At 37.7% G+C, this 12,220-nt stretch carries 10 protein-coding genes; 7 read left to right on the forward strand and 3 right to left on the reverse strand.

The window, feature by feature from the left end:
• Positions 1-50: 50 nt before the first annotated feature.
• Genes CH361_RS17040 through CH361_RS17070 form a run of 7 tightly spaced genes read left to right on the forward strand, consistent with a single transcriptional unit; the run spans position 51 to position 8,266 of the window.
• The gene (locus CH361_RS17040) at positions 51-923 is read left to right on the forward strand and encodes a Rossmann-fold NAD(P)-binding domain-containing protein (protein WP_100792030.1); all 873 of its coding nucleotides are present in this window, start codon (positions 51-53) and stop codon (positions 921-923) included.
• Positions 916-2,451, forward strand: a complete 1,536-nt coding sequence (gene hemC / locus CH361_RS17045) for a hydroxymethylbilane synthase (RefSeq protein ID WP_100792109.1) — start codon at positions 916-918, stop codon at positions 2,449-2,451. Before CH361_RS17040 ends, hemC begins: the two co-directional genes overlap by 8 nt.
• Positions 2,448-3,401 (forward strand): porphobilinogen synthase, encoded by a 954-nt coding sequence (hemB, locus tag CH361_RS17050; RefSeq protein WP_100792031.1) that lies wholly within the window; start codon positions 2,448-2,450, stop codon positions 3,399-3,401. Before hemC ends, hemB begins: the two co-directional genes overlap by 4 nt.
• Positions 3,398-4,678 carry a glutamate-1-semialdehyde 2,1-aminomutase gene (hemL, locus tag CH361_RS17055; RefSeq protein ID WP_100792032.1) on the forward strand — a complete coding sequence of 427 codons (1,281 nt, stop codon included), beginning with the start codon at positions 3,398-3,400 and terminating at the stop codon, positions 4,676-4,678. Before hemB ends, hemL begins: the two co-directional genes overlap by 4 nt.
• Positions 4,678-5,721, forward strand: coding sequence for a uroporphyrinogen decarboxylase family protein (locus tag CH361_RS17060; protein ID WP_100792033.1), 1,044 nt, complete (start codon positions 4,678-4,680; stop codon positions 5,719-5,721). Before hemL ends, CH361_RS17060 begins: the two co-directional genes overlap by 1 nt.
• Positions 5,718-7,058 carry an oxygen-independent coproporphyrinogen III oxidase gene (hemN, locus tag CH361_RS17065; protein ID WP_100792034.1) on the forward strand — a complete coding sequence of 447 codons (1,341 nt, stop codon included), beginning with the start codon at positions 5,718-5,720 and terminating at the stop codon, positions 7,056-7,058. Before CH361_RS17060 ends, hemN begins: the two co-directional genes overlap by 4 nt.
• Positions 7,055-8,266 carry a protoporphyrinogen/coproporphyrinogen oxidase gene (locus CH361_RS17070; protein ID WP_100792035.1) on the forward strand — a complete coding sequence of 404 codons (1,212 nt, stop codon included), beginning with the start codon at positions 7,055-7,057 and terminating at the stop codon, positions 8,264-8,266. The genes hemN and CH361_RS17070 overlap by 4 nt, the downstream gene beginning before the upstream one ends.
• Here CH361_RS17070 and hemH read toward each other — a convergent pair.
• From hemH to cysK, 3 genes are read right to left on the reverse strand one after another with little or no spacing between them, the layout of a single operon-like run.
• Positions 8,240-9,325: a ferrochelatase gene (gene hemH / locus CH361_RS17075; protein WP_100792110.1), complete on the reverse strand. Its 1,086-nt coding sequence runs from the start codon at positions 9,323-9,325 to the stop codon at positions 8,240-8,242. The two genes, CH361_RS17070 and hemH, sit on opposite strands and share 27 nt — an antisense overlap.
• Complete coding sequence (gene topA, locus CH361_RS17080) at positions 9,315-11,207, reverse strand: type I DNA topoisomerase (protein ID WP_244279945.1); 1,893 nt, start codon at positions 11,205-11,207, stop codon at positions 9,315-9,317. The genes hemH and topA overlap by 11 nt, the downstream gene beginning before the upstream one ends.
• 57 nt (positions 11,208-11,264) lie before the next feature.
• A complete protein-coding gene (gene cysK, locus CH361_RS17085) occupies positions 11,265-12,179 on the reverse strand; it encodes a cysteine synthase A (RefSeq protein WP_100792037.1) in 915 nt (304 codons plus the stop codon).
• Positions 12,180-12,220 lie beyond the last annotated feature (41 nt).

Consider the following 12,220-nt stretch of genomic DNA (forward strand, 5'->3'; position numbering starts at 1 on the left):
GACTGACAATCTTGTGACAGTTGGAACTTTGTATTTGGTAGAATAAAATTATGTGGTCGAACCTGATTCTTTTACATTCAAATGATCTCATAGTAAAACCTTTAGACGATAATAGTCTGGAGTTATGGCAAACATGCCAAAGATCCATCGCTTTTAGTGACAACCGCATATTTCCCATTTCGGAATCTGAAAGATTTTATAAAGGATACGAAGTATTTCGTGGTTATGAAGCTTATCGTTTTCTTTTAGAAGTCGTTTCCGGTCTCAGATCCAAACTTTTCGGAGAATCAGAAATCCAAGCACAGTTCCGAGATCGCTTTAGAGAAGAAAAGTTAACTGACTCTACATTTTCCCTTTCTCTACTAAGGCTACGAGATCAGATTTTAGAACATACCAAACAAATTCGTTCCAAGTATTTAACAGGAATTGGGAGACAAACTTATGGTAGCATTGCAGATTCTTATTTGCAAAACCAAAAATCAGTTACCCTTTTAGGGACAGGAAAACTTGCCACTTCCGTTCTTCCTTACTTAGTTACCAAAGGGAGGAATGTCAATCTCGTTGGCCGTGACCATACAAGAATGTCAGAATTGCAAAAAGAATTCCCCATCACGACTTATCATTGGGAAGATTATAAACCAGGTGAAGAAGCCATTGTCATCGCTTCCAGTTTTCTACCATTCAACTGGGAATCGATGATTGAAAGTTCTTCCTTTATTTTAGATTTTAGAGAAATGACTTCGAACAATCATCATTACAAAAACTATACACCTCTTTCAAAAATTCTAATTGATCTGAAGGAAACAGATGAACAAATCCAATCAGTAAAGATGGATTTACAATACTTTCTCACAGAGCTCACAAGGGAACGAGAGGAGGAACAAATACATATTATGAATGGATGGGAAGATTTACTTGTCTGATATTATAAAAATCGGAGGAAGGTCCTCACTTCTTTCTCGAATTCAAATTCTTTCTGTAACCAAAGCCCTCCAAGAAAAAAACAAATCAAAAGTATTCCAAACAGTATTTAGAGAATCAGCAGGTGATAAAGATCTAAAAACACCACTTTGGCAATTTGCTGGCCAAGGAATCTTTACGAAAGACCTTCAGGAAGACTTACTCAGTCATAAAATCGACATTGTCATTCATTCTTGGAAAGATATGGATTTAAGGGAACGTAAAGATACTATTCTTGTTCCCATCTTAGAACGAGAAGACGTTCGCGATGTTTTGTTATTCAAAAGAAATAAATGGATAGCAGCACCAACCGAAATTACTATTCTCACTTCTTCCCCGAGAAGAGAACACCATATCAAAGATTTCGTAAAATCATATTTCCCAACTCCGATCAATTCCTTTCAGGTTAAAATTGAATCTGTTCGAGGAAACATACAAACGAGACTTCGTAAGTATTTAGAACATGAGAACGGTGGAATATTAGTAGCGAAAGCTGCCTTAGATCGTATTTTAAGTTTCGATGATGAAGAAAATCAAATTCCAGAATTAAAAGAAGTAAAACAATTAATCAGGGAAACCATCAATCTTTCACTATTTATGGTCATGCCATCTTCGATTTTTCCTAGTGCACCAGCACAAGGAGCACTCTGTGCAGAAATTCGAAAAGAGGACAAACATTTAGAATCCTTACTTAGAGAAATTACTAACAAAAATGCAGAGAACACCGCAACCCAAGAAAGAAATATTTTATCTCAGTATGGTGGTGGATGTCATCAAAAAATTGGAGTTTCCGTTTTAACAAGAGATTATGGACAAATCACTTTTATTCGCGGGGAAACAGAAGACGGAAAAACCCTCTTCTCAAAAGAATTATCAGGAATTCCAAATTTCAGTTTTAACAAAAATGAAACATGGCCACCAAACGCGAAAATGGCGGCAAGGCAAAGAGAACGACTTACTTATACAATCCCAAAAGATGTAGATGTGTTTGTTTCTCGTGGGTATGCATTCCCCTTAGACTTATCAGTAAATCCAACAAACCAAATTTTATGGTCTGCAGGATTATCCACATGGAAGGATCTAGCACTAAGAGGGTTCTGGGTTAATGGCACCTGTGATGGATTAGGTGAAAGTGAACCACCTTTAATCGATACTCTACTGGGGAGAAAAACAAAATTTGTCAAACTCACACATGTTGATTCAGATAAACAAAATAGTATCTATCCGGTAATCTCTACGTATTTTGTTTCGGCTCCTGAAATTCCAGTTCCGTTTGATACTTCGAACATCAAAGTCGCATATTGGCGTAGTGGTTCCGAGTTTGACATTGTAACAAAGCGGTTCCCTGAGTTATTAGATGTCATTCACTTTGTTGGCCCGGGCTCCACATTCAAAAAAATCAAACAGGTGATAGGAGAAGAGGCAGCCAAAACTAGAGTTTTTGTCTCATTATCTTTTGATTCCTGGGTAGAAAGGTATATAAAGCCATGAAAAAACAAACACTTCGATTACGTTCCAATCAATATTTAAGAAACCTTGGGGAAACAGAATCCTTGAATGTAAAAAAAATGGTCCAACCACTTTTCCTAACGGAAGGAACCACTGACAAAGAACCAATCAAGGGATTACCAAATGTTTTCCGCGATACAAATGAGTCCATCTTCCATCAAATTGAATCCGATTTGAATGCAGGAGTGACTCAATTTCTATTATTCATGGTACCGAAAGATAAGTCTGATACAAGTTTCCCAAAAGATTTTTATCATTCCAATATCAGCGCTATCAAAAAGAAATTCCCTAACATGTTTCTCTGGTTGGATACTTGCATTTGTTCCGTGACAACCACTGGACACTGTTGTCATTTCCATAAATCGGGAACCATCGACTTGGAACTCACCCTCAAACGTCTTTCTGATCTTGCTCTCATTTATGCAGATGCTGGAGCAGATGGAATTGCGCCAAGTGATATGATGGATGGCCGCGTTGGTTCTCATAGAAAAATTCTGGATGCCAATGGTCACACGATGGTACCTATCATGAGTTATTCGACAAAGTTCAAAAGTAATTTTTATGGTCCATTCCGAGGTGCTGCCGATTCTGCTCCTCAATTCGGAGACAGAAGTGGATACCAACTGGATGTTCGCGATCGTGATACTGCCATTCATACATCCATTCGAGATAAAGAAGAAGGTGCTGACTTACTGATGGTAAAACCAGGAATGACGGCGATTGATCTCATTGGACCTATCAAAGAGAAAACAGGACTTCCTACTGGTGCATACCAAGTGAGTGGAGAATACGCTAGTCTTGTTTATTTAGCAAACGAAGGTTTTTTAAATTTCGAAGAAGGCCTAAAAGAAACCTGGGATGTATTCCGAAGGGCTGGGTCTTCTTATCTAATCACTTATGGCGCAAGGCTAGCACAAAGGTTGTATTCATGAATTCTGAAGAACTATTTCAAAGGTCTAAAAATGTTGTTCCCGGTGGGGTTCATAGCCCCGTTCGTTCCTTCGCTTCCGTCGGAGGCACTCCTGTTTTTTTTAGCGAAGCAAATGGCGCCTATCTAAAGTCAGTTGAAGGAAAAGAATATATCGACTATTGCCTTAGTTTTGGCCCTCTCCTCTTTGGTCATAGACATCCTGAAATCCAAGAAGTTGTGGAAGATACCGTCAGAAGGGCTTGGTCCTTTGGAGCTTGTGAACCTTATTCATTAGAACTTGCAGAGTTTATCACAAGTCGTATTCCTTGGGCTGAAAAAATTCGATTTGTAAACTCAGGCACAGAAGCAGTGATGAGTGCCCTTCGTGTGGCAAGAGCGGCAACCGGTCGGAGTAAAATTTTAAAATTTGATGGATGTTATCATGGTCATTTAGACCAGTTACTAGTCAGAGCCGGATCTGGCCTAGCAGGAGAAAGTTCCAGCGATAGCAAAGGAATTGGCCCAGAAATCATTCAAAACACCCTCGTACTACCGTTAGATGATGAAACGGCACTCGAAACTCTATTCCAAGAACATGGAAAAGAAATCGCTTGTCTTATTATTGAACCCATTCCTGCAAATTACGGTCTTCTTCCACAAAGAATCGAATTCTTAAAAAAATGTCGAGAACTGACAACCAAATACGGCACCTTACTTTTGTTCGATGAAGTGATTTCTGGTTTCAGAGTTTCTTTCCAAGGAATGGCGGGACTCACTGGAATTGTTCCCGATCTTGTTTGTTATGGAAAAATCATCGGTGGTGGTTTCCCGGTAGGAGCTTACGCGGGAAAAAAAGAACTAATGGATTTGGTAGCACCAAGTGGCCCCGTTTACCAAGCAGGGACTTTATCTGCAAACCCCATCGGAATGCGAGCTGGTCTAAGAACACTCACAAAAGCCTGGAATGAAAATCCTTATCCTGAATTGGAAACAAAAACAAAAAAACTTACATCCGGGATTTTAAATCTTTTAAAAGAATCTGGAGATGATGGTTGGGAAGCGGTAACTTTCGGAAGTCTTTTTTGGCTCAAAGGAAAAACCAAAGAAAAGGTTCGAACCATCACAGATATTCCGAGTGATCATAAAAAGAATTTCGCCGTTTTCTTTCATAAACTCTTAAAACAAGGAGTTTATCTGGCACCCAGTGGATATGAAGTAGGTTTTTTATCTACTGTTCATAGTGATGAAATCATAGAAGCTACACTAAATAAAACCAAACAGGCATTAAAGGAAAAATAATGATCACCACTCAATTCAGGAATGAAAGATTTTCTAATGCCTTAAAACTAATCCCACAAAATATTCCTCCGATTTGGTTTATGCGCCAAGCAGGAAGATACCACTCCCATTATCGTAACTTAAAAGAAACTTATAGTTTTATGGAATTGTGCAAACAACCAGAACTAGCTGCCGAAGTCGCACTTGGACCTGTGAAAGAATTTGGGTTCGATGTAAGTATTTTATTTTCCGACCTTCTTTTTCCTTTAGAAGCTCTTGGTATGGGTTTAACGTATGATCCAGGCCCCAAGCTCTCATTCTCGCTTACAGCAGAAAAAGATTTATTAAAGTTAAAACCAGTAGATGAAGCAATTGAAGGGCTTAGATTTCAAAAAGACGCAGTGATTCGCACAAGAGAAGTTTTACCAAAAGATGTTTCTCTTATTGGTTTTGTCGGTGGCCCTTTTACCTTAATGACTTATGCGAGTATCGGCAAACATGATGGCAACTTATCTTTTATCAAAACAAATCAAAGTTTTGTGGATAAATTTTATTCCACTTTAGTTCCCCTTATAAAAGAAAACATAAACTTACAACTGGAAGGTGGCGCTGAAGTAGTGATGATCTTCGACACTGCTGCGGGAATGTTAGATCCTTACAACTTCCATCGTTATGTTGTAGAACCCATGACAGAATTTACGAAATCTTTTCCAAACCAAATTGGTTATTATGCCAAAACTTCCACTGAAGAACAAGTCAAACAAATTCACAAAATTCAAAACTTAGCAGGTTTTGGAGTCGACCATCGTTTTTCTATCCAAGAAACATTAAAAACGTTTGGAGGAAAAGGATTCATCCAAGGCAATTTCGACCAAGAACTTTTGTTCGCGGACCAAGCGACACTCAAACGGAAAATTAGAGAATATCTTTTACCAATAAAAGATTTAAATCCAGAAGAAAGAATAGGATGGGTTGCTGGTCTCGGTCACGGAGTTTTGCAGTTTACTCCAGAAGAATCCGTCCACTTACTCATTGATGAAACAAGAAAGGTATTTAGCGAATGAAACACCTACTCGAAAAATACGATATTCCCGCACCAAGGTATACCAGTTATCCGACAGTTCCCTATTGGACAGACTCACCAACACTAGAAGAGTGCATCCAATCTCTAGAAACTCATCTTTCGCCGAAAGATTCTAAACTAGCGATATACCTTCATATTCCATTCTGCGAAACACTCTGTACGTTTTGTGGTTGTAACACTTCCATTACAAAAAACCATACAGTCGAAGAACCTTATGTAGCCGCACTTAAAAACGAATTACAACTTTATACAGAAAAGATCTCTGCTCTTAATGGAAAAAATTTAAGTGAACTCCACTTAGGTGGCGGAAGTCCTACTTACCTTTCTGATTATCACTTACAATCTACAATTGAATTTATTTTAAATAAATTAAATCCATCGGATGATCCTCAGTATTCAATTGAAGTAGATCCAAGACGAACTCGAGTTTCTCAACTAAAACTTTTGCAAAAACTTGGGTTTCGAAGGATTAGTTTAGGAGTTCAAGACTTTGATCCAGAAGTCCAAAGGCTCGTCAACCGCATCCAACCATTTGAACTTACAGAAAACATTACCCTAGAAGCAAGAGCACTAGGATTTGATTCTATAAACTTTGACCTGATCTACGGTTTACCCAAACAAACTTTGGATTCAATGAAATATTCTATTGAACGGACTTTGGAATTAAAACCGGATCGAATTGCTTTTTATTCATACGCACATGTACCATGGATCAAAGCATCACATAGACTATTTACAGAGAAAGACCTACCCGAACCTACCATAAAACGAGAATTGTACGAAATCGGAAGGAGTTTATTAGAAAAAGAAGGATACAGAGAAATTGGAATGGATCACTTTGCGCTCCCTCATGACAAACTTTGGAAAGCTTTTAACCAGAAAAAACTCCATAGAAATTTTATGGGGTATAGTGAATCCAAAACAGATGTGATGTTAGGACTTGGATCCTCTTCCATCTCTGAGACACCAGATATATTCTTCCAAAACCAAAAACTAGAAATGAAATATCGTAAATCTATTTTAGATGGGGTCATCCCCATCCTACGTGGTCATAAACTTTCCGAGTCTGACCAAATTCGAAAACAATTAATTTTAGATTTAATGACCTCTTGGCAAGTGAATGTTCCTACCGATATGAAATCCCATGTTTATCATTTTTTACAAGAAATGGAATCGGATCAGTTGGTTCATTGGCAAGGGGATGATCTTATCGTCACGGAATCAGGAAAACCATTCCTTAGAATTATCGCGATGGCTTTCGATGAAAAATTGCAACTGAACCAACCAACAAAACCAGTATTTTCAAAAGCAATATGAGGGAACCAGTCCATATCATTGGCGGGGGAATCACTGGACTCTTCCTTGCCTATCACCACACAAAACGTGGCGACTCTGTGATTTTATATGAACAGAAAGATAAATTGGGCGGGGTGATTGGAACAAAAACTGTAGAGGAAGGTCTTGTTGAATTAGCTGCCAACGGAGTTTTACTGACAGATGAAATAAAATCTATGTTAGATGAGATTGGACTCATACCTCTTTTCCCAAACAAAGCTGCAAGAAGACGTTACTTTTGGGTGGATCAAAAACTTTCCAGACTTCCTATTTCTATCTTAACAGGAGTTAAACTTCTATTAACTGTTGGATTTAAAAAAATACGGTTCAATGAAAAAGAAAACTTGGAAATCTGGGCAAACAAAACGTTTGGAATTTCGGTCACAAAAAATATCATTGAACCAGCAATCGGTGGAGTTTACGGAACAAGACTCAATGCTTTGCAAGCAGAATCCATCTTTTCCAAATGGGAAGGTTTGGGGAATACTACGATCCTCCAAGAAATAAAGAAAAACAAAAAGAAGTCTTATGGAACTGTTTCCTTTTCAGGAGGAATGGGTGATTTAGTAAATCACTTAGTTCGGTATCTAGAACCAAAAATACAAATCAAAACAAACTTCCAGTTTGAAAGTTTGGATGAAATACTGAAACTGAAAGGAAAAATCAGATTTTCTATTTCGTTAAAAAATCTAATTCATTTACTTAAAGACAAAATAGAAAAGGAAAAACTCCCTAACTTACTTTCCATTACAACCATCACCCGCTTCAGCCACTCTCACCTAACAAAGAAATCATGTTTCGGAATCCTTTTTGCTAAAAATGAAGGGATTCGAGCTCTAGGAGTTTTATCCAATTCAGATATCTTCTCTAATCGAGCTACGGAAGGCCTACATTCTGAGACTTGGATTTATCCAAATGTAGCGAGAGAAAACGAAACTATTTCCTGGGAATCAATTTTAGAAACTGATAGAAAACAAATTACAGGAAAATTAGAATCACCCAAAGCAGTGTATGTAACATCATGGACAGGAGTTTTTCCCGCTTATGATAGGACTTTATTTGAATTTAACGAGTCTTTAGATCTTTTGGAATCTAATTTTTTATCACAGGGAATCGACATTCGTTTTTTTGGGAACTACCGCAAAGGGATTGGACTACGGTCTTTATTTGAATCGACAAGTAGAGAGTGATTCCCCTCCCATTTCCTTACATTGACAATGACGGATGAGAGTATCTCCTTGGGTGACCTTTTTTACTAAAAATTCCATAAATGGAGGATAAATCCCCAAAGCAGGAATTCTAGTAAAAGATTTGGCACCTGATTCCAACGCTAAAGTTTTAAACTGCTCGCCAATTTCTTCTAAGGTTTCCAAATGATCACTCACAAAACTAATTGGATACACAAGGATCGATTTTCCCTCTTTCGAAAGTGATTCAATCATAGACAAGGAACTTGGTTCTGTCCATTTTGCTGGCCCCACCTTACTTTGATAAGAGATGTGAGCGTTCCCTTGATAACCAAGTTTTCGTAACTCGTTTGTGATACCCAATACGGAGGATTCAATTTCCTGCATATAGCGATCACCCTTTCGAATGAGTCGCATAGGAACCCCATGAGCCGAAAAAACCAAATCAGACTCTTTCCAATGGATTGCCGGTTTTTCTTTGGGAAAATGCAAAAAATCTTCTTTTCTTAATAAACCAGTAAAAAACTCAGAAATAAACCTAGCAGTGATTTGGTGAAACTCTGAATCAGAAGCAAAGCTGGGTATAAAACCACCACTTCCGACAGGACATTCTTTAAATTTTTTTTCCAAATGATTTAACGTAGAGAGCACCGTAGAACGAGAGTACTGCGGGTATAGGGGTAAATAAATAGTATCAGGGCCAGGTTTCCCAAACTCAGGCTCTCTAATATGCGGGAAACCACAAGTCATAGCCACTTTTACCGTCCACTGAATAGAGCTTTTTGTATTCAGAAGTTTTTCTAATGATTTTGCTTGTTTTTCTGTTTCTGCAACCAAAGGTGAACCGCCACCAAATCCCATTGATTCATATATCTTTGTAACTTTAGGAGTTCTTTTTTTAGCAATGAAACGAGCGAGAGGCAAACGAACGAATTCCGGTAGAGGTAAATCAAAAACAAAAGGATCTGTAAATAGATCCGTTAAAAAAACTTCAATTTCATCCTTGGTTCTTGGACCACCTAAATTCACAAGGATCAGAGTTTTCTTTTGTTTATGGTTCATAGGTGATGTAGTCACAATGTGGGTAACGGGAACAAAAATAAATGGTTTTTCCGTTTTTACCTAATTTCGTTTTTACTACACCTTCCTTACAAACTGGACAAGTTTTTGCGTTTGTTTGCTCTAAGGGAATGGAAATTCTAGTTGTAGAGGCTTTTATTTTCGCGGAACGATTTGGGTTGGGTTTTTCGAACGAACCAGGGAGAGTTTCTTCTTTGTATTTTGAATGTTTTCTTCCAGCAATCGTATATTTTTTTCTTGGTGTTCGTAACAAACCAAGTAAACTATCATAAAAATTTTGGATCAGACTGATACGCGATGATTTATCTGCGGTGATTTGGTCTAACTTGTTTTCTAAGTCTTTGGTGAAAGATTCACCAATCATCTCTTGAAAATTAAGAAAAAGATATTCATCCACTATCATTCCAAGAGCTGTTGGGCCAATGGACTTATGGTATTCCACAATGTATTTCCTAGTTTTTAAGGTTTCAATGATACTTGCATAAGTAGATGGCCGCCCCACTCCTGTATCTTCCATCTTCTGTACAAGTTTACCTCCTGTGTAACGTACGGGAGGTTCTGTTTGTTTTTCTTCAATGGAATGAGAATTGTATAAAAAACTATCTCCCACCTTCCAATCAAACCTCTTAAAGTTTTTTTTCTTCTCCCCTTTTCCAAAAACTTTAAACCCTGGATCAGTAATGAATTCATTCTTATAAAAAAAGGTATGTTTGTCTTTTTGGAATTCATAAATAGTTTCTTCACCCAATTCCGGTTTCATTAGAGAAACTAAAAAACGTTCCCAAATTAAAGTATAAAGTTTCTTTTCATCCGGAGAGAGATAAGATGATATCGAGTCAGGAGTATAATTGGGATTGATAGGAATGACTGCTTCATGAGCATCTTGAGAATACTTTTTTTGTTTTTTGGGAGTATGACTTTCAGACACTAAACCCGGGAAATGTTTTTTTAAATATATTTCACCTAATTCACGTTTGGAATCCGAAACACGTGTACTATCTGTACGCATATAAGTAATCAGTCCAACCCTTTCTCCTGAACCAATTTGTTTTCCTTCAAATAACATTTGCGCCAGTCTCATTGTTTTTTTCGAATCAAATCCTAAAATCCGAGAACTGGTTTCTTGTAAACTGGCTGTAGAAAAAGCGGGAGGTGGGTTTCTTTTGATATTTTTCTTTTTGATCTGGGATAATAAAATTTCTTTTAAGCGGGCTGGTTCTGGAAAAATTCCTAATTCAGAAACTAAATTTTGAATGGATTTTGAATCCATTTTTTCCTTCGTTTGGTATTCAAGGCTCACCTCGTCCCCCAAAACAGATCCGTTTAGTTTCAATTGGTAATAAATTTCTTTGGAAAAATTTTGGATTTCTTTTTCCCTTTCGCATATCCAATGTAAAACGGTAGATTGTACACGACCCGCTGATAACGAGGAAATTTTCAATTGTTTCCAAAGATCTGGCGAAACTTCAAAACCAAAAATTCGGTCCACGACCCTTCTCGCAATTTGTGATTCTATTTCTGCCAAATCGAGCCCAGACTTTAGCCCAATCTGACGATTTACCTCTTCTTTTGAGATTTCCTTTAATCGAAGTCGGAAAATTGGTTTTTTTAATTTAATGAGCTCATCAAAACAATGTTTGGCGATTATTTCACCTTCTCGATCGGGGTCACTGGCAATATAGATGATGGAGGCTAATTTAGCTTTTGTTTTAATGGCGGAAAAAGCAGATTTTTTGCCTTTTAACCATTCATATTCGGGTTCAAAAGAATTATGGAAATCAATCCCATAGGATTTGGCAGGTAGGTCTTTGATATGACCCTTGGTAGCAACAACAACCCAATCTTTATCTAAATAAGATGCGATTGTTGTTGCTTTTGTCGGTGATTCGACTATTAAAAGTTTGGTGATAGTTAAAACCTACTAAACAAACAATCCTTCAACAGATAAGTATCTTTCTCCTGTATCATAACAGAAAGTAAGAACCTTAGAACCTGCAGGAATTTCTTTTAGTTTTTTAGATACAGCAGCAAGACTCGCACCAGAAGAAGTTCCAATAAAAATTCCTTCTTTTTTTGCCGCAAGAACTGCCATTGTAAAGGCTTCATCTTTACCAACAGTAATGATTCCATCCAGTAATTCTGTTTTACAGTTTTTAGGAATAAAACCTGCACCAATCCCTTGGAGAGGATGAGGTCCAGGTTTACCACCACTTAAAACCGGAGAACCTTCTGGTTCTACAGCAAATACTTTTAGTTTAGGAAATCTTTTCTTTAGATTTTCCGCACATCCAGTGATATGACCACCAGTACCTACACCTGTAATGATATAGTCTAAACCATCTGGAAAATCTTTTGCGATTTCTTCTGCTGTTTTTTCTCTATGGACTTGAATGTTAGCTTCGTTTTCGAACTGTTGTGGCATCCATGCATTAGGATTGGCAGCAACAATTTCTTGTGCTTTTGCAATAGCACCTGGCATACCTTTTTCTCTCGGTGTAAGTTCAAACTTAGCACCATAAGCTGCCATAATCCTACGTCTTTCTACAGACATATGTTCAGGCATCACTAGAGTGATCGAGTATCCTTTAACAGCTGCTACCATAGCTAGACCGATACCTGTGTTTCCAGAAGTTGGTTCTACAATAAAAGAATCCTTTTTTAATTTACCTGATTTTTCTGCTTCTTCAATCATCGCAAGAGCAATCCGATCTTTGATGGATCCACCTGGATTTTGTCTTTCGAGTTTCATATAAACTTCATGGTCGGTTCCAAAAAGTCGCGACAGTCTTACGTGAGGTGTATTTCCGATGGCTTCTAGAATGCTATTTATTTTCATAATTTCTCCGCTCTGTCACATTTTATGAGAAAAAGCGGATT

It is taken from the genome of Leptospira brenneri, assembly GCF_002812125.1.
GTDB lineage: Bacteria > Spirochaetota > Leptospiria > Leptospirales > Leptospiraceae > Leptospira_A > Leptospira_A brenneri.

Bases quoted from the DNA above. Each gene is read 5' to 3' on its own strand.
- CH361_RS17040 (WP_100792030.1), top strand. From the start codon at position 51: ATGTGGTCGAACCTGATTCTTTTACATTCAAATGATCTCATAGTAAAA.
- hemB (WP_100792031.1), top strand. From the start codon at position 2,448: ATGAAAAAACAAACACTTCGATTACGTTCCAATCAATATTTAAGAAAC.
- hemL (WP_100792032.1), top strand. From the start codon at position 3,398: ATGAATTCTGAAGAACTATTTCAAAGGTCTAAAAATGTTGTTCCCGGT.
- CH361_RS17060 (WP_100792033.1), top strand. From the start codon at position 4,678: ATGATCACCACTCAATTCAGGAATGAAAGATTTTCTAATGCCTTAAAA.
- hemN (WP_100792034.1), top strand. From the start codon at position 5,718: ATGAAACACCTACTCGAAAAATACGATATTCCCGCACCAAGGTATACC.
- CH361_RS17070 (WP_100792035.1), top strand. From the start codon at position 7,055: ATGAGGGAACCAGTCCATATCATTGGCGGGGGAATCACTGGACTCTTC.
- hemH (WP_100792110.1), bottom strand. From the start codon at position 9,325: ATGAACCATAAACAAAAGAAAACTCTGATCCTTGTGAATTTAGGTGGT.
- cysK (WP_100792037.1), bottom strand. From the start codon at position 12,179: ATGAAAATAAATAGCATTCTAGAAGCCATCGGAAATACACCTCACGTA.